We start from the raw sequence: 15,900 nt of genomic DNA, 5'->3' as shown, positions 1-15,900 counted from the left end.
GCCTTCACGCGGCGCGCAGCGCCCATTCGACGTGCTCGCGCACGAGCGCGGACACGGACGGGTCGCCCAAACGCGCGCGCAGCGCCGCAACGATCGCCGCGCGCGCGCCGGGCTCGATGCTGCCGGGCGCGGCGCGCAGCGCGTTGCCGAGGCCGACCGCGAGATTGCGCAGCCAGCGCTCGTAGCCGATCCGGCGAATCGCGCTGCCTTGCATCCGCTCGCCGAATTGCTCGGCAGTCCATTCGAACAGCTCGACGAGCGACGCGCGATCGAGCCCGTGCCGCACGTCGAAATCGGCGACGGGCGCCGCCTGCGCAAACTTGTTCCACGGGCAGACGAGCTGGCAGTCGTCGCAGCCGTACACGCGATTGCCGATGAGCGGCCGCAGCGGCTCGGGGATGCTGCCGTGCAATTCGATCGTCAGATACGAGATGCAGCGACGCGCGTCGACGCGGTACGGCGCGACGATCGCGCCCGTCGGGCATGCGCCGATGCAGCGCGTGCAACTGCCGCAATGCGCGCCGGGCGTCTCGGGCGCGGCGTCGGGCGACGTCTGCGCGTCGGTCGGCAGCGGCACGTCGACGTAAATCTCGCCGAGGAAGAAGAACGAGCCCGCGTCGCGCTGCAGCAGCAGCGTGTGCTTGCCGCGCCAGCCGGCGCCCGCCTTCTGCGCGAGCTCGACCTCGAGCACGGGCGCCGAATCGGTGAACACGCGGTGGCCGAACGCGCCGATCTCGGCTTCGATCCGCTCGGCGAGCGTCTGCAAGCGGTTGCGCAATACCTTGTGATAATCGCGGCCGCGCGCGTAGACGGACACGACGGCCGCCTGCGGATCGGCGACGCGCGCCGCCTCTCGCGCGCGCCAGTCGCGCCGCGCGGCCCCCGAATCGGGCGCGTCTTCGAGCGTTTCCGCGGGCAGATACGCGAGCCGCGCGGAGATCACGCGTCGCGTGCCGGCCACAAGTTCGGCCGGCCGCGCGCGTTTCATCCCATGTTTGGCCATATAATCCATCTCGCCGTGGCATCCGGCTTCCAGCCAGGCGGCGAGCCCTGCTTCGGCATCCGAGAGATCGGTATCGCTGATGCCGATCGCCCCGAAACCCAATTCGCGCCCCCAGGACTTGATGCGCGACGCGAGCTCGGCGAGCTCGGCGCCGTCGAGGCGAGACGGCGCGGCGCGCCCGTCCTGCGAGGGGCGCGCATCCGCGACTGCGAGTTCCGGAATTTGGTCCATTGCTCTATTTTACGAGAATGCCCGAGCAGCCTAGCCACGCGCATGCCGCGCCCCCCCTGCCCGCTCCGCTCGCCGAGCGCACGCTCGCGCTCGCCGACGAAGCGGCGACGATCGCGTTCGCCGAACGCTTCGCGCACGCGCTCGACTCGGTGCGCGGCGAACGCGCCGCCGCGCATGCGTTCGGCGGCCTGCAGATCCAGCTATACGGCGATCTCGGCGCGGGCAAGACGACGCTCGTGCGCGCGATGCTGCGCGGCCTCGGCCACGCGGGCCGCGTGAAGAGCCCGACCTACACGCTCGTCGAGCCGTATGCGCTCGCGCGTTCCGATGGGGAACTCGAGGTCTATCACTTCGATCTGTACCGTTTTAGCGATCCGGCCGAATGGGCCGACGCAGGCTTTCGCGAGTATTTCAATTCCGGCGCGATCTGCGTCGTCGAATGGCCGCAACGGGCGGGCGCGCTCCTTGGCGTGCCGGATCTCGTGTTCTCGCTCGACGTGGACGGCGAAGGCCGCCTCCTCACCGCCCGGGCGTACAGCGCATCAGGAAAGGCATGTCTCGAAAGATGTTGATCAAACCGTTCCGCTCGATCGAATCGGCGGCCACCGCGACCCATAACTGGCGACGCCGGCAGATCCTGCGCGCCGGCGCGTCGACGCTCGTGCTCGGGCTCGCGCTGCCGCGCCTCGCGCACGCGAGCTCGGTGCTCGGCGTGCGCGTGTGGCCCGCGCGCGACTACACGCGCGTGACGATCGAATCGGACCAGCCGCTGCAGAACACCCAGCAGTTGCTGCAGGGTCCGGACCGGCTCGTCGTCGACCTGAACGGCCTCGAGCTCGACCAGGCGCTGCGCGACCTCGTATCGAAGATCGCGCCGAACGATCCACAGATCCAGTCGGTGCGGGTCGGCCAGTATCAGCCGCACGTCGTGCGGATGGTGTTCGACCTGAAGGGCTCGGTGAAGCCGCAGGTGTTCACGCTGCCGCCCGTCGGCACCTACAAGTACCGGCTCGTGTTCGACCTGTATCCGGCCGTCGCGCCCGATCCGCTGTCCGACCTGATTGCGCAGACGGAACGCAAGGAACAGCAGTTGAACGATACGCTGCGCGCACAGCAGGCGCAGCCGCCGACGGCCGCGCTCAACGGCCCGACCGCTGCGCCGCCCGCCGCGGCCGACAACAGCGATGCGTTCTTCCAGCGCTTCGCGCAGAACAACCCGCCGGCCGCGCACTCGACGCGGCCAGCGCCCGCCTCACCCGCCAATCCGCCCGTCGCTCAGGCGACGCCGCCCGCCGCGCCGCCGCGGCCCGCGGTCAAGCCGCCGCCCGTCATCGCGCGCAGGAACGACGACGACGATTCGGGCGACGCCGACACCTACGCGTTCACCGCGCCGAAATCGGGCCGCGGCACCGTGCGCCTCTTGACGGTCGCGATCGACCCGGGCCACGGCGGCGAGGACCCGGGCGCGATCGGCGGCGGCGGCACGTACGAGAAGCACATCGCGCTCGACATCGCGAAGAAGCTGCGCGCGAAGATCGACGCCGCGCCGAACATGCGCGCGATGATGACGCGCGACGCCGATTTCTTCGTGCCGCTGAACGTGCGCGTGCAGAAGGCGCGGCGCGTCGGCGCGGATCTGTTCGTGTCGATCCACGCGGACGCGTTCACGACGCCGTCGGCTCGCGGCTCGTCGGTGTTCGCGCTGTCGGACCACGGCGCGTCGAGCGCGGCCGCGCGCTGGCTCGCGAACAAGGAGAACTCGTCGGACCTGATCGGCGGGATCAACATCAAGACGCAGGACGTCGCGGTGAATCGCGCGCTCTTCGACATGTCGACGACCGCGCAGATCCGCGATTCGCTGCGCTACGGCAACTACGTGCTGCGCGAAGTCGGCGGCATCAACAAGCTGCACAAGGGCTCGGTCGAGCAGGCGGGGTTCGCGGTGCTGAAGGCGCCCGACATTCCGTCGATCCTCGTCGAGACCGCGTTCATCAGCAATCCGGACGAAGAGCGCCGGCTGAACGACGACGCGTATCGCGACCAGATGGCCGATGCGATCTTGCGCGGGATCAAGCGCTATTTCGCGGCGAATCCGCCGCTCGCGAAGAGCCGGATGACGTAACCGCGCGAGCGCGGCGCGGCGCGGCACGGCCGCCGCGCCCGAGTTTCCGCCTTCCGGCTCGCGCGCTCGCCGTAGCCGAACCCCGCCCCGCCATCACGACGCGGCCGCGAAAAACCGCCGCGCGATGCGATCGCCGAACACGTTGACCGCGAGCCCCGCCATCACGAGCGCGGCGCCCGCGAGCTGCGCGGGCGTCAGCCGCTCGCCGAGCAGCAGCGCCGAGGACGCCAGGCCGACGATCGGCACGAGCAGCGAGAACGGCGCGACCTGCCCGGCCGGATAGCGCGACAGCAGCCGGCTCCACAGCCCGTAACCGAGCAGCGTCGCGACGAACGCGAGATAGACGATGGCGAAGATCGACGCGCCCGACAGCAACGTCAGCGCGGCCTCGATCCGCCGCGGCCCCTCGAACCAGTACGACAGCGCGAAGAACGGCACCGGGGGCACGAGGCTCGCCCACACGACGAGCGACACGAGATCGACCTTGCCGACCTTCTTCGTCACGACGTTGCCGAGCGCCCAGAGCGCCGCCGCGCCGATCGTGAGCAGAAAGCCCGCGAGCGTCATGCCGCGGCCGCCCTGCACGGCGATCGCGACAAGGCCGGCCGCGGCGATCGCGAGGCCCGCGAGATTGCGCGCGTGCAACCGCTCGCCGAGCACGAGCATCGCGAAGAAGAGCGTGAAGAACGCCTGCGCCTGCAGCACGAGCGACGCGAGCCCGGCCGGCATGCCGACGTACATCGCGGAAAAGAGGAACACGAACTGGCCGAGCAGGATCGTCGAGCCGTACAGCGCGAGCAGCCGCCACGGAATCTGCGGGCGGCGCACGAAGAACACCGCGGGCACCGCCGCGAGCAGGAAGCGCAGCCCGCCGAGCAGCATCGGCGGCACGCCGTGCAGCCCGACCTTGATCACGACGAAGTTCACGCCCCACGCCAGGATCACCACCAGCGCCAGCAACAGGTCTTTCGGGGCCATCGTCGTCTCCTCGGTCTTTTTCGCGCGAACCGCCGAGTCTACCGGCGTTTCGCGAAGCGTGCAGCCCGCCCCGCGCGCCGCGAGCGCGCGCCGCCGCATCGGCCGGGACGCCGTTACAATGGGCCGCATATCCCGCATCCGTCACGCGAACGCGTCGAGCGTTCCGGACGCCTCCAGCCATGACCGACTCGATCAAAGCCATCCTGACGCCGCACGTGCGCGACATCGGCAACCTGACCGTGCGCCGCACGCTGCCCGCGCTCGCCGAGCGCACCGTCGGCCCGTTCATCTTCTTCGATCACATGGGCCCCGCCGGGCAGCCGGCGGGCGTGGGCCTCGACGTGCGTCCGCATCCGCACATCGGCCTTGCGACCGTCACCTACCTGTTCGACGGCGCGATCATGCACCGCGACAGCCTCGGCTCCGTGCAGAAGATCGTGCCGGGCGACGTCAACTGGATGACGGCCGGACGCGGGATCGTCCATTCGGAGCGCACGCCGGACGACGCGCGCGCGAGCGGGCAGACCGTGCACGGCATCCAGACCTGGGTCGCGCTGCCGCGCGCGGACGAGGCGCGCGAGCCGTCGTTCGAGCACCACGCGGCCGCGACGCTGCCGAAGCTCGAGCGCGACGGCGTCGCGCTGACGGTGATCGCGGGCGACGCGTTCGGCGTGCGCTCGCCCGTCACGACGTTCTCGCGCACGCTGTACGCCGCCGCCGTGTTCACGGCGGGCGCCGCGCTCGCGCTCGACGCCGATCACGAAGAGCGCGCGGTCTATCTCGTCGACGGCGACCTGACGATCGACGGCGCGCCGCTCGAGGCCGCGCGGATGGCAGTGCTCGCGCCGGGCGCGCAGGTCGCGCTCGCGAGCGCGCGCGGGGCGCGCGCGATGCTGCTCGGCGGCGACAAGCTCGACGGCGAACGCTTCATCGAATGGAATTTCGTCGCGAGCTCGCGCGACGCGATCGAGCGCGCGAAGCGCGCCTGGGCGGCGCAGCAGATGGGGAGGGTACCCGGCGAAACCGACTGGATTCCGTTTCCGGAGCGCCGCGCGCATTGAAAAACCGCCCGCGCACCCTCATTGTGCATTCATCCAACACCGACGAGGACGCCATGGACACCACGCTCGCCACTTTCGAACGCGACGTCATCGACGCATCGCTTGCCGCCCCCGTGCTGGTCGACTTCTGGGCGCCCTGGTGCGGCCCGTGCAAGACGCTCGGCCCGCTGCTCGAGAAGCTCGAGCAGGAGTACGAGGGCCGCTGGAAGCTCGTGAAGGTCAACGTCGACGAGAATCAGGAGCTCGCCGCGCACTTCCAGACGCGCAGCATTCCGCACGTGATCGCATTCGCGGGCGGGCGGCCGGTCGACCAGTTCGTCGGCGTGCTGCCCGAAGGACAACTGCGCGCATTCCTCGACCGCCTCGTGCCCGCGCCCGACGAAGCCGAGCGGCACGCCGCGCAGGCCGCGCTCGCCGACGAGCGGATCGACGACGCGCTGTCGCACCTCGAGAACGCGCTCGCGCTGAACCCCGGCTACGACGAGGCGCGCCTCGATCTGGTCGAGCTGCTGCTCGCGCTGAACCGGATCGACGACGCCCGCGCGGAGGCCGCGCGCCTGTCGCCGCAGACGACGGGCGGCGCCGACGCGCGCTACCAGGCGATCAAGACGCGCTTCGACGCACTCGATGCAACGGCCGACCTGCCGCCGACCGACGCGCTCGAAGCGCGGATCGCAAGCGACCCCGCCGATCTCGACGCGCGCTTCGATCTCGCGCAGAGCCTGATCGCGCGACGCGCGTACGAAGGCGCGCTCGAGCAGTTGCTGGAGATCGTCCGGCGCGACCGGACGTTCGGCGACGACGTCGGCCGCAAGACGATGATTTCGGTGTTCGAGCTCGCGGCGGACCAGCCCGAGCTCGTGTCCGCGTGGCGGCGCAAGCTGAGCGCGGCGCTGAACTGACGACCCGACGCCCGACGAACGGACAATGACGGGCTCAGGCCGGAGCGGCCATGCGGCGGGCGCGCGCATGGCGCGTGCGCCACTTTTTTCTTTCGCCGCGATTGCACGGCGGCCGCGCCGGCGTTACCGCCCCGCCCGCGCGGCGAGCGCGCGCAGCGCATGCGCGGCCGCCGCGAACCCGAAGCTCGCGGTCACGCACACGCTCGAGCCGAAGCCCGCGCAATTGAGCCCGGTGGGCCCCGGCGCCTGCGCGTCGGTTGCCGTGTGCAGCGCGACGTCGTCGACGTCGCACACGGCCGCCTCCGGGTAGATCAGCGGCTCGTCCGAGTAGACGGCGCTCACCTTGAATTTCGCTTTCGGCCCGCGCGGAAAGCCGTGCTGCTTGCGCAACTGCGCGCGCACCTTCGACAGCAGCGGGTCCTGGATCGTCTGCGCGAGGTCGTCGATCCGGATGCGGGTCGGATCGAGCTGGCCGCCCGCGCCGCCGACCGTCACGAGCGGCTGCCCGCGCGCGACGCACCACGCGATCAGCGCGACCTTCGTGCGCGCGCTGTCGATCGCGTCGACGATGTAATCGAAGCCGCCGCCGAGCAGCGCATCGAGATTGTCCGGCTCGACGAAATCCTCGATCTTCACGACGCGGCACGCCGGATCGATGAGCGCGATCCGCTCGGCCATCGCGTCGACCTTCGGCTTGCCGTAGTTGCCGTCGAGCGCGTGGATCTGCCGGTTCGTGTTGCTTTCGGCGACGTTGTCGAGATCGATCAGGGTCAGTTCGCCGACGGCGCTGCGCGCGAGCGCCTCGGCCGCCCACGAGCCGACGCCGCCGATGCCGACCACGGCGACGCGCGCGCGCTCGAACGCGGCGAGCGCGTCGGCGCCATAGAGCCGCGCGACGCCGCCGAAGCGTCGCGCGCGATCCGCGTCAAGCTGTCCGGATGGCTGCGGAGTAACATCGTGAGGCGTCGCAATGGCGTCGGTACGAGACATACAAGCTGAACGAAAGGCAACGAATAGCCCGCTATTTTGCCTGATCGGCCGGCGGCAAACACGCACCGAACCGCTGCAACGCAGGTTTTTTCCACCTTCGTTATACTGGCCCCGATTGAGCGCCCGCACACCGATGACGACACTTGCCGATCTCCGCACCAACTATTCCCGCGCGTCGCTCGACGCAGCGGACGTGAACCCGAATCCGTTCGTCCAGTTCGACGTCTGGTTCAAGGAAGCGCTCAGCGCGCAGTTGCCCGAGCCCAACACGATGACGCTCGCGACCGTCGACGAATCCGGCCGGCCGTCCGCGCGGGTCGTGCTCATCAAGGGCGTCGACGAGCGCGGCTTCGTGTTCTTCACGAACTACGAGAGCCGCAAGGGGCGCGAGCTCGCGCACAACCCGAACGCGGCGCTGCTCTTCTATTGGATCGAGCTCGAGCGGCAGGTCCGCATCGAGGGGCGCATCGAAAAGACGAGCGAAGCGGAAAGCGACCGGTATTTCGCGTCGCGGCCGCTCGGCTCGCGGATCGGCGCATGGGCGTCCGAGCAGAGCGCGGTGATCGAGAGCCGCGCGCTGCTCGAGGCGCGCGAGAAGGACATCAGCGCGCGCTTCGGCGAAAATCCGCCGCGCCCGCCGCACTGGGGCGGCTACCGTCTCGTGCCGAGCGCGATCGAATTCTGGCAGGGCCGCCCGTCGCGGCTCCACGACCGCCTGCTGTACGTGCGCGATCCCGCGTCGGAGAGCGGCTGGAAGATCTCGCGCCTCGCGCCGTAACGCGCCGCGCGCCCGCACCCGCCCTGCCCGCGTTTCGTTTTTGCTCGCGGGCGGCCGCCGTCCCCGCACGCCGGCCGCCCGCCCGACAACCTGGCGGTATTTCGTTTCAACGAACAAAAGGGGATTCCAAATGTTCTGGGAAAAGAAACTGGCACAGTGGGCGGACGAAGTACGGGAGAAGTCGAACATACCGGCGCGCCTCGTCCTCTGGAACGGACAGCAACTCGATTTCGGCACGTTCGCGGCGCCGCAGGTGACGCTGAAGGTCAACAGCGCGTCCGCGCTGCCGCTGCTGCTCGAGCCGAGCCTCGACAACCTCGGCGAGGCGTACGTGAAGGGCAAGATCGACATCGAAGGCAAGCTTGCCGACATCATCAACATCAGCTATTCGCTCGCGCGCAGCACGGTGACGAGCGCGAGCAAGCTCGCGCGCGTGAAGCGCTACTTCAATCACTCGAAGAGCTCCGACCGGAAAGCGATCCAGTATCACTACGACGTGTCGAACGAGTTCTACGCGCTGTGGCTCGACGAGAACATGGTCTATTCGTGCGCGTACTTCGAGAACGGCGACGAAGACCTCGGCACCGCGCAGATCAAGAAGATCGACCACATCCTCACGAAGATCGGCGTGCAGCCCGGCCAGCGCCTGCTCGACATCGGCTGCGGCTGGGGCGCGCTCGTGCTGCGCGCGGCGGGCAAGTTCGGCGCGCGCTGCGTCGGCGTCACGCTGTCGCAAAACCAGTTCGAGCTCGCGACCGAGCGCGTGAAGCGCGCGGGCCTCGAGGACCGGATCCAGATCAGGCTGCAGGACTATCGCGAGATCGACGGCCAGTTCGACCGGATCACGAGCGTCGGGATGTTCGAGCACGTCGGCCGCAAGAACCTGCCGCTCTACTTCTCGCGAATCCGCGAGCTGCTCGCCGACGACGGCATTGCGATGAACCACGGCATCACGTCGACCGACGCGGAAAGCGGCGAGACGGCGCTCGGCGGCGGCGAATTCATCGACCGCTACGTGTTCCCGGACGGCGAGCTGCCGCACATCAGCCTCGCGCTCGAGGCGGCGCAGCGCGGCGGGCTCGAGGCGGTTGACGTCGAGAGCCTGCGACGGCACTATGCGCGCACGCTCGACATCTGGACCGAGAACTTCGAGGCGAAGGCCGAGGAAGCCAGAAAGCTCGTCGACGACGAAAAATTCCGCATCTGGCGCGTGTATCTGGCCGGCTGCGCGTATGCATTCGAGCACGACGACGTGTCGATCTTCCAGATCGTGTGCCGCAAGGCCGGGCAGAGCGCGAAAACGCTGCCGTGGTCGCGGCGCTACATGTACGAACACGCGCTGCCGCGCTGACGGGCGGCGCCTTTTTGCGATGACGGATGGGTGACGGCAGCACGCGGCGCAAACCTGCGCCGCCACGAGAAGACGACGCGCGAAGCGATCAATTCGACCTGTTCGGGGCGCAGCCGCTGTCGCAGCCGCCTTCACCCGCGTCGTCGTCCGGATCGGGCGGCAAGCGCAAGCGCGCGGCGCGCGGCCGGCCGGGCGACGCGTCGCGGGATGTCGCGGCGTCGGGTGACGCGTCGCCGTCGGACGACATGGCGGGAACGCCGCCGCCCGCGGCGACGCGCGCGCCGGGTGCGAACGGCGGCGCGAACGGCAAGAGCGGAGGCGATGCCGACGCGCCCGCCGCCCCGCCCGCCTCCGCCGCGACACCCACGCTCCCCGGTTTCGACGCGCCGCCGCCCGCCGCCGCGCCCAGGAAGCGCGCGCGCCGGCGCGGCGTCGCGCCCACCGCGATCACGGACGACATCGCCGCCGCCGCGCGCGCGCTGCCGCTGCACGTGCGGCTCGGCACGTCGTCGTGGTATTTCCCCGGCTGGAAGGACATCGTCTACGGCGACGACTACGCGCAATCGAAGCTGTCGCGCGAAGGCCTCGAAGCGTACGCCGCGCATCCGCTGCTCAAGAGCGTGAGCCTCGACCGCTCGTTCTACGCGCCGCTCACCGTCGCCGATTATCTGCGCTACGCGCAGCAGGTGCCGGACGACTTCCGCTTCGTCGTCAAGGCGCCGGCGCTCGTCACCGATGCGGTGCTGCGCGGCGCGCGCGGCGAGCCGACCGGCCCGAACCCGGCGTTCCTGAACGCGCGGCTCGCCGCCGACGAATTCGTGCGCCCGTGCCTCGAAGGGCTCGGCAACAAGGCGGGCGCGCTCGTCTTCCAGTTCCCGCCGATGCCCGATACGCTGCTCGCCGATCCGGCCGCGCTCGTCGATCGCCTGAGCGCGTTCCTCTGCGCGCTGCCGCCGCTGCCGCCGCCGGATGGCTCAGATGGCATAGGCGGCCCGGACGGCCCGCGCTACGCGGTCGAGATCCGCGACGCGAGCCTTCTCACGCCGCGCTTCATCCGCGCGCTCGCGGCGGCGGGGGTGCGCTACTGCGTCGGGCTGCACGCGAAGATGCCGGACCCGCTGCGTCAGGCGGCGGCGCTCGCGCTCCTCGACGGCGAGCCGTCGGGCCCGCTGATCGTCCGCTGGAGCCTGCACAGCGGCTTCAAGTACGAACAGGCGAAGGCGAAGTACGAGCCGTTCGACCGGCTCGTCGACGAGGACCCGCATACCCGCACGGCGCTCGCGGAGCTCGCGGCGCGCTACGTGCTCGCCGGCCAGCCGGTGCTCATCACGGTGAACAACAAGGCGGAAGGATCGGCGCCGCTGTCGTGCATCGCGCTCGCGAAGGAAATCGCGGCCGCGTGCGCGCGCTGGCGCGGCGAGGCGGCGTAACGCGCGGGGGGCGCACCGCGCGCCGGCGGGCGATCCGCACCCCGTCAACGCTCGCCCCGCGCGGCCATGCGACACGCGACGCATCCGGCGTCGCCCCATCGCGTCATGCGCCGGCGTCACGCGCCGCGCGACTTCAGCCGATGCGCGAACTTCTGCCGAAACTTCGCGAGCTTCGGCCCGATCACGACCGCGCAGTAGCCCTGCCCCGGATTGCGCGCGTAATAGTTCCGGTGATATTCCTCCGCGGGCCAGTAGTTGCCGTTCAGCGGCTCGACCTGCGTGACGATCGGCTCGTCGTACAGCTTGTCGCGCTCGAGCGTGCCGATCACGTCGAGCGCCGCGTCGCGCTGCGCGTCCGAGTGCGTGAAGATCACCGACCGGTATTGCGTGCCGACGTCGTTGCCCTGCCGGTTCAGTTGCGTCGGATCGTGCGTCGCGAAAAAGATTTCGAGGATCTCGCGATAGCCGATCCGGCCCGGATCGAACGTCACGTTGACGACTTCCGCGTGGCCCGTGTCGCCGCCGCACACGTCACGGTAGCCGGGATCGCGCGTATGGCCGCCCGCGTAGCCCGATTCGACGGCCGTCACGCCGTCGACGTCGAGAAACACCGCCTCCTGGCACCAGAAGCACCCGCCGCCCAGCGTCGCGACTTCGTTCGTTGCTTGACTCATATCGGTTTCCTTTCGTTCGTTACGTTCGTCCCCCGCGCCACGCCCGCGCCCGTCCCGGCCGCCGCACGCGATGCGCGCCGCGTTCCGCGAAAAATGTGGCGCCGGCCAGTCGCCGGGTGCGGCGGCCCGTCGCAGCCGTGCACGATTGCCGCTAAAATCGTCGCTAACCAGACGAATTTTCCGATGACCGTCCTGCTCTCTTCCCGCCATTTCACCCGCGGCGCCGCCGCCCGTTCCGCTCGCCGCCGCGCGCGCCCGTCGCCCGAGGCCGTCACGCGATGAAACATGGACAGGCCAGCCCGCCGAATTTCGATGCCGCCGCGTTCCGCCAAGCGCTCGGCCAGTTCGCGACCGGCGTGACGGTGATCACGACGCGCGCGCCGTCCGGCCAGTTGATCGGCATCACAGCGAGCTCGTTCAACTCGGTGTCGCTCGATCCGCCGCTCGTGCTGTGGAGCCTCGCGCACAAATCGGCGTCGATGCCGGTGTTCCGCACGAACAGCCATTATGTCGTCAACGTGCTGTCCGCGTCGCAGCATGATCTGTGCATGCGCTTCGCGACGCTGAAGGGCAACCGCTTCGAAGGCGTGTCGCATGCGCAGGGCGACTCCGGCATGCCCGTGCTCGACGGCGCGCTCGCGTGGTTCGAATGCCACAACCGCAGCCGCTACGACGAGGGCGACCACGTGATCTTCGTCGGCGAGGTCGAGCGCTGCGGCGTGCACCCCGACGCCGCCGCGCTCGCGCCGCTCGTGTTCCAGAGCGGCGGCTTCCACGGCCTCACACGGCTTTGATCGCGGGGCCCGTGCGCGCGAGCGCGACGGGCGGCCCCGCTTCGTCCTTCAGCGTCTGCAGCACGATGTTCGAGCGGATGTCGAGCACGCCGGGCGTCTTGTATAGCTGATTCAGCACGAAATCGGAGTAGTGCTTCAGGTTGTGCGCGAGCACGCGCAGCAGATAGTGCGTCTCGCCCGTCACGACGAACGCGCCGACCACCTCCGGCCATTCGCGCACCGCTTGCGCGAAACGCTCGTGCCACTGCGTCTGGTCGTTGCGCATCGACACCTGCACGAACGCCTCCAGCTCGAACCCGAGCTTCTCGCGGCTCAGGCACGCGCGATAGCGTTCGATCACCCCCTGCTCTTCGAGGAGCCGCATCCGCCGCAGGCACGCGGACGGCGACAGCGAAATGCGCTCGGCCAGATCGAGGTTGCTGATCCGGCCTTCTTCCTGAAGGACCGCGAGAATACGGCAATCGGTTGCATCCAGCGTAATCGCATGCATTTTTGGTCTCCGTTTTAGAGCTATTTCGAATTATCTGCCATATTGGTGGATTGTCCATGCTTATTTCGCAAGCACCTGCTTCGCGGCTTTGCCTATCATGCGAATCATCCGAGGTTCTTCGACAACGCATGGACACGATCTGGGACATCTCCCCGTCAATCTCCGCCGCGACGCCCGTCTGGCCGGGCGACACGCCCGTCGGCATCGAGCGGGTGTGGCGCATCGAGGCGGGCTCGCCCGTCAACGTCGCGCGCATCACGCTGTCGCCGCACACGGGCGCGCACGCGGATGCGCCGCTGCACTACGACGCCGACGGCGCGCCGATCGGCGCGGTGCCGCTCGACGCATATCTCGGCCGCTGCCGCGTGATCCATTGCATCGGCGCGCGCCCCGTCGTCGCGCCCGACGACGTGCGCGCGGCGCTCGCCGGCGCGCCGCCGCGCGTGCTGCTGCGCACGTACGGCCAGGCGCCGCAGCGCGCGTGGGACAGCGCGTTCTGCGCAATCGCGCCGCAGACGATCGATCTGCTCGCCGCGCACGGCGTGCGCCTCGTCGGCATCGACACGCCGTCGCTCGACCCGCAGGAATCGAAGACGATGGACGCGCACCGGCGCATCCGCGCGCACCGGATGGCGATTCTCGAAGGCCTCGTGCTCGACGAAATCGCCGCCGGCGACTACGAGCTGATCGCGCTGCCGCTGAAGTTCGCGACGCTCGACGCGAGCCCCGTGCGCGCGGTGCTGCGCGCGCTGCCCGACGCGCCGCGCTGAAAAACGGACGCGCTGCCCCCTTCCCCAACCAGGTTCGACATCATGAAAACACGTGAAGAAGCGCTCGCGCTCGACCGCGACGACCCGCTCGCGTCGTTGCGCGACCAGTTCGCGCTGCCCGCCGGCGTGATCTATCTCGACGGCAATTCGCTCGGCGCGCAGCCGCGCGCGGCGGCCGCCCGCGCGCAACGGGTGATCGGCGCCGAATGGGGCGAAGGCCTCATCCGAAGCTGGAACGCGGCCGGCTGGTTCGCGCTGCCGCGCCGGCTCGGCGACAGGCTCGCGCCGATCATCGGCGCGGCGCAAGGCGAAGTCGCGATCACCGACACGATCTCGATCAACCTGTTCAAGCTGCTGTCCGCGATGCTGCTGCACCAGGCGCGGCACGCGCCGAAGCGCCGCGTGATCGTGTCGGAGCGCTCGAATTTCCCGACCGACCTGTACATCGCGCAGGGGCTCATCGCGCAGCTCGACCGCGATTACGAGCTGCGCCTCATCGACGGCCCGGCCGACCTGCCCGACGCGCTCGACGACGAAACCGCCGTCGCGATGATCACGCACGTGAACTACCGGACGGGCTACATGCACGACATGCCATCCGTCACGCAGACGGTCCGCCAGGCGGGCGCGCTGATGCTGTGGGATCTCGCGCACTCGGCGGGCGCCGTGCCCGTCGATCTGAACGGCGCGCTCGCGGATGGCGCGGTCGGCTGCACGTACAAGTATCTGAACGGCGGCCCCGGCTCGCCCGCGTTCGTCTGGGTGCCCAGGCGCCATCAGCGCGCGTTCGAGCAGCCGCTGTCCGGCTGGTGGGGCCATCGCGCGCCGTTCGCGATGCAGCCCGCGTTCGAGCCCGACGCGGGCATCGCGCGCTTTCTGTGCGGCACGCAGCCGATCGTGTCGATGTCGATGATCGAGTGCGGGCTCGACGTGTTCGCGCAGACCGACATGCACGCGATCCGCCGCAAGTCGCTCGCGCTGACCGACGCGTTCATCGCGCTCGCCGAATCGCGCTGCGCGGGCCAGCCGCTCAAGCTCGTCACGCCGCGCGCGCATCATCAGCGCGGCTCGCAGGCGAGCTTCGAGCATCCGCACGGCTACGAAGTGATGCAGGCGCTGATCGCGCGCGGCGTGATCGGCGACTACCGCGAGCCGCACATCCTGCGCTTCGGCTTCACGCCCCTCTACACGCGCTTCGTCGACGTGTGGGACGCGGTCGAGACGCTGCGCGACATCCTCGAAACCGAAGCGTGGCGCGCGCCCGAATTCGCGACGCGCGCCGCGGTGACCTGAGCCCGCGCGAGCGCCACGCGATCCGTGCGGCAGTCGGCCGGTCGGCCGCCCGCATCCTCACATCCGTTCCATGGAGACAATCGTGAATTCAGGCCACATGCAGCCGCCCGGCAACGACAACGCCCCCCGCTGCCCGTTCGCCGGCGCGCACGCGCCCGACGCGCCGCACGTGCCCATCGCCGAGGGCGACGACGCGCCGGCCGGCTGGCATCGCGCGCAGCTCGACTTCTCGCAGTCGATGAGCTACGGCGACTACCTGTCGCTCGATCCGATCCTCGATGCGCAGCATCCGCTCTCGCCCGATCACAACGAGATGCTGTTCATCATCCAGCATCAGACGAGCGAGCTGTGGATGAAGCTCGCGCTCTACGAGCTGCGCGCGGCGCTCGCGTCGATCCGCAACGACGCGCTGCCGCCCGCGTTCAAGATGCTCGCGCGCGTGTCGCGCGTGCTCGAGCAGCTCGTGCAGGCGTGGAACGTGCTCGCGACGATGACGCCGTCCGAGTACTCGGCGATGCGGCCGTATCTCGGCGCGTCGTCGGGCTTCCAGTCGTATCAGTATCGCGAGCTCGAGTTCATCCTCGGCAACAAGAACGCGCAGATGCTGCATCCGCACGCGCACCGGCCGGCGATCCACGCGCATCTCGCGGCGTCGCTGCAATCGCCGTCGCTGTACGACGAAGTGATTCGCCTGCTCGCGCGCCGCGGCTTTCCGATCGCGCCCGAGCGGCTCGACGCGGACTGGACGCAGCCGACGCGCCACGATCCGACCGTCGAGGCCGCGTGGCTCACCGTGTACCGCGAGCCGAACGCGCACTGGGAGCTGTACGAAATGGCCGAAGAGCTCGTCGACCTCGAAGACGCGTTCCGCCAATGGCGCTTCCGCCACGTGACGACGGTCGAGCGGATCATCGGCCTCAAGCAGGGCACGGGCGGCACGAGCGGTGCGCCGTATCTGCGCAAGATGCTCGACGTCGTGCTGTTCCCCGAACTCTGGCACGTGCGCACGACGCTGTAGCGCCGCGCGCACGCG

Annotated in this window: 16 protein-coding genes; 11 read left to right on the top strand and 5 right to left on the bottom strand. The window is 69.7% G+C overall.

Annotation, left to right across the window (positions count from 1 at the left end):
• Positions 1-4 precede the first annotated feature (4 nt).
• A complete protein-coding gene (queG, locus tag WS92_RS14915; RefSeq protein WP_059932036.1) occupies positions 5-1,234 on the bottom strand; it encodes a tRNA epoxyqueuosine(34) reductase QueG in 1,230 nt (409 codons plus the stop codon).
• Positions 1,235-1,251: 17 nt separating this feature from the next.
• Between queG and tsaE the strand changes: the two genes are divergently transcribed.
• Complete coding sequence (gene tsaE / locus WS92_RS14910) at positions 1,252-1,806, top strand: tRNA (adenosine(37)-N6)-threonylcarbamoyltransferase complex ATPase subunit type 1 TsaE (protein ID WP_059932034.1); 555 nt, start codon at positions 1,252-1,254, stop codon at positions 1,804-1,806.
• The gene (locus WS92_RS14905; protein WP_015601141.1) at positions 1,788-3,356 is read left to right on the top strand and encodes an N-acetylmuramoyl-L-alanine amidase; all 1,569 of its coding nucleotides are present in this window, start codon (positions 1,788-1,790) and stop codon (positions 3,354-3,356) included. Before tsaE ends, WS92_RS14905 begins: the two co-directional genes overlap by 19 nt.
• 93 nt (positions 3,357-3,449) lie before the next feature.
• Here WS92_RS14905 and WS92_RS14900 read toward each other — a convergent pair whose 3' ends face one another.
• A complete protein-coding gene (locus WS92_RS14900) occupies positions 3,450-4,334 on the bottom strand; it encodes an EamA family transporter (protein ID WP_059932226.1) in 885 nt (294 codons plus the stop codon).
• A 179-nt stretch (positions 4,335-4,513) separates the two neighbouring features.
• On the opposite strand from WS92_RS14900, the gene WS92_RS14895 reads away from it, so the two are divergent.
• Complete coding sequence (locus tag WS92_RS14895) at positions 4,514-5,395, top strand: pirin family protein (RefSeq protein WP_059932032.1); 882 nt, start codon at positions 4,514-4,516, stop codon at positions 5,393-5,395.
• A 53-nt stretch (positions 5,396-5,448) separates the two neighbouring features.
• Positions 5,449-6,297, top strand: a complete 849-nt coding sequence (gene trxA / locus WS92_RS14890) for a thioredoxin (protein WP_006024763.1) — start codon at positions 5,449-5,451, stop codon at positions 6,295-6,297.
• A 123-nt stretch (positions 6,298-6,420) separates the two neighbouring features.
• On the opposite strand, the gene tcdA is transcribed toward trxA, so the two are convergent.
• A complete protein-coding gene (tcdA, locus tag WS92_RS14885) occupies positions 6,421-7,287 on the bottom strand; it encodes a tRNA cyclic N6-threonylcarbamoyladenosine(37) synthase TcdA (protein WP_059932030.1) in 867 nt (288 codons plus the stop codon).
• A 133-nt stretch (positions 7,288-7,420) separates the two neighbouring features.
• Between tcdA and pdxH the strand changes: the two genes are divergently transcribed.
• The 3 genes from pdxH to WS92_RS14870 all read left to right on the top strand — a co-directional run bounded on the left by pdxH (position 7,421) and on the right by WS92_RS14870 (position 10,846).
• A complete protein-coding gene (gene pdxH, locus WS92_RS14880) occupies positions 7,421-8,065 on the top strand; it encodes a pyridoxamine 5'-phosphate oxidase (protein WP_015602122.1) in 645 nt (214 codons plus the stop codon).
• 130 nt (positions 8,066-8,195) lie between these two features.
• The gene (locus tag WS92_RS14875) at positions 8,196-9,416 is read left to right on the top strand and encodes an SAM-dependent methyltransferase (RefSeq protein WP_059932028.1); all 1,221 of its coding nucleotides are present in this window, start codon (positions 8,196-8,198) and stop codon (positions 9,414-9,416) included.
• A 26-nt stretch (positions 9,417-9,442) separates the two neighbouring features.
• The gene (locus WS92_RS14870; protein ID WP_059932026.1) at positions 9,443-10,846 is read left to right on the top strand and encodes a DUF72 domain-containing protein; all 1,404 of its coding nucleotides are present in this window, start codon (positions 9,443-9,445) and stop codon (positions 10,844-10,846) included.
• A 116-nt stretch (positions 10,847-10,962) separates the two neighbouring features.
• Here WS92_RS14870 and msrA read toward each other — a convergent pair whose 3' ends face one another.
• Complete coding sequence (gene msrA, locus WS92_RS14865; protein ID WP_015600603.1) at positions 10,963-11,520, bottom strand: peptide-methionine (S)-S-oxide reductase MsrA; 558 nt, start codon at positions 11,518-11,520, stop codon at positions 10,963-10,965.
• Between the two features lie 278 nt (positions 11,521-11,798).
• On the opposite strand from msrA, the gene WS92_RS14860 reads away from it, so the two are divergent.
• Entirely contained in the window at positions 11,799-12,314 is a 516-nt protein-coding gene (locus WS92_RS14860) for a flavin reductase family protein (RefSeq protein ID WP_015601807.1), read from the top strand.
• On the opposite strand, the gene WS92_RS14855 is transcribed toward WS92_RS14860, so the two are convergent.
• The gene (locus tag WS92_RS14855; RefSeq protein WP_004189016.1) at positions 12,301-12,804 is read right to left on the bottom strand and encodes an Lrp/AsnC family transcriptional regulator; all 504 of its coding nucleotides are present in this window, start codon (positions 12,802-12,804) and stop codon (positions 12,301-12,303) included. The two genes, WS92_RS14860 and WS92_RS14855, sit on opposite strands and share 14 nt — an antisense overlap.
• 128 nt (positions 12,805-12,932) lie before the next feature.
• Between WS92_RS14855 and kynB the strand changes: the two genes are divergently transcribed.
• From kynB to kynA, 3 genes are all read left to right on the top strand, one after another.
• The gene (gene kynB / locus WS92_RS14850; protein WP_059932024.1) at positions 12,933-13,574 is read left to right on the top strand and encodes an arylformamidase; all 642 of its coding nucleotides are present in this window, start codon (positions 12,933-12,935) and stop codon (positions 13,572-13,574) included.
• Between the two features lie 42 nt (positions 13,575-13,616).
• Positions 13,617-14,867, top strand: coding sequence for a kynureninase (gene kynU / locus WS92_RS14845; protein WP_059932022.1), 1,251 nt, complete (start codon positions 13,617-13,619; stop codon positions 14,865-14,867).
• A gap of 97 nt (positions 14,868-14,964) precedes the next feature.
• Entirely contained in the window at positions 14,965-15,885 is a 921-nt protein-coding gene (gene kynA, locus WS92_RS14840) for a tryptophan 2,3-dioxygenase (protein ID WP_015600141.1), read from the top strand.
• The last annotated feature ends 15 nt before the right edge of the window (positions 15,886-15,900 follow it).

The organism is Burkholderia sp. MSMB1588, assembly GCF_001546925.1.
GTDB lineage: Bacteria > Pseudomonadota > Gammaproteobacteria > Burkholderiales > Burkholderiaceae > Burkholderia > Burkholderia humptydooensis.
Note: the sequence above shows the minus strand (reverse complement) of the source record. Positions and strands in the feature narration are given on the sequence as shown.

Bases quoted from the DNA above. Each gene is read 5' to 3' on its own strand.
- queG (WP_059932036.1), bottom strand. From the start codon at position 1,234: ATGGACCAAATTCCGGAACTCGCAGTCGCGGATGCGCGCCCCTCGCAG.
- tsaE (WP_059932034.1), top strand. From the start codon at position 1,252: ATGCCCGAGCAGCCTAGCCACGCGCATGCCGCGCCCCCCCTGCCCGCT.
- WS92_RS14905 (WP_015601141.1), top strand. From the start codon at position 1,788: ATGTCTCGAAAGATGTTGATCAAACCGTTCCGCTCGATCGAATCGGCG.
- WS92_RS14900 (WP_059932226.1), bottom strand. From the start codon at position 4,334: ATGGCCCCGAAAGACCTGTTGCTGGCGCTGGTGGTGATCCTGGCGTGG.
- WS92_RS14895 (WP_059932032.1), top strand. From the start codon at position 4,514: ATGACCGACTCGATCAAAGCCATCCTGACGCCGCACGTGCGCGACATC.
- trxA (WP_006024763.1), top strand. From the start codon at position 5,449: ATGGACACCACGCTCGCCACTTTCGAACGCGACGTCATCGACGCATCG.
- tcdA (WP_059932030.1), bottom strand. From the start codon at position 7,287: ATGTCTCGTACCGACGCCATTGCGACGCCTCACGATGTTACTCCGCAG.
- pdxH (WP_015602122.1), top strand. From the start codon at position 7,421: ATGACGACACTTGCCGATCTCCGCACCAACTATTCCCGCGCGTCGCTC.
- WS92_RS14875 (WP_059932028.1), top strand. From the start codon at position 8,196: ATGTTCTGGGAAAAGAAACTGGCACAGTGGGCGGACGAAGTACGGGAG.
- WS92_RS14870 (WP_059932026.1), top strand. From the start codon at position 9,443: ATGGGTGACGGCAGCACGCGGCGCAAACCTGCGCCGCCACGAGAAGAC.
- msrA (WP_015600603.1), bottom strand. From the start codon at position 11,520: ATGAGTCAAGCAACGAACGAAGTCGCGACGCTGGGCGGCGGGTGCTTC.
- WS92_RS14860 (WP_015601807.1), top strand. From the start codon at position 11,799: ATGAAACATGGACAGGCCAGCCCGCCGAATTTCGATGCCGCCGCGTTC.
- WS92_RS14855 (WP_004189016.1), bottom strand. From the start codon at position 12,804: ATGCATGCGATTACGCTGGATGCAACCGATTGCCGTATTCTCGCGGTC.
- kynB (WP_059932024.1), top strand. From the start codon at position 12,933: ATGGACACGATCTGGGACATCTCCCCGTCAATCTCCGCCGCGACGCCC.
- kynU (WP_059932022.1), top strand. From the start codon at position 13,617: ATGAAAACACGTGAAGAAGCGCTCGCGCTCGACCGCGACGACCCGCTC.
- kynA (WP_015600141.1), top strand. From the start codon at position 14,965: ATGCAGCCGCCCGGCAACGACAACGCCCCCCGCTGCCCGTTCGCCGGC.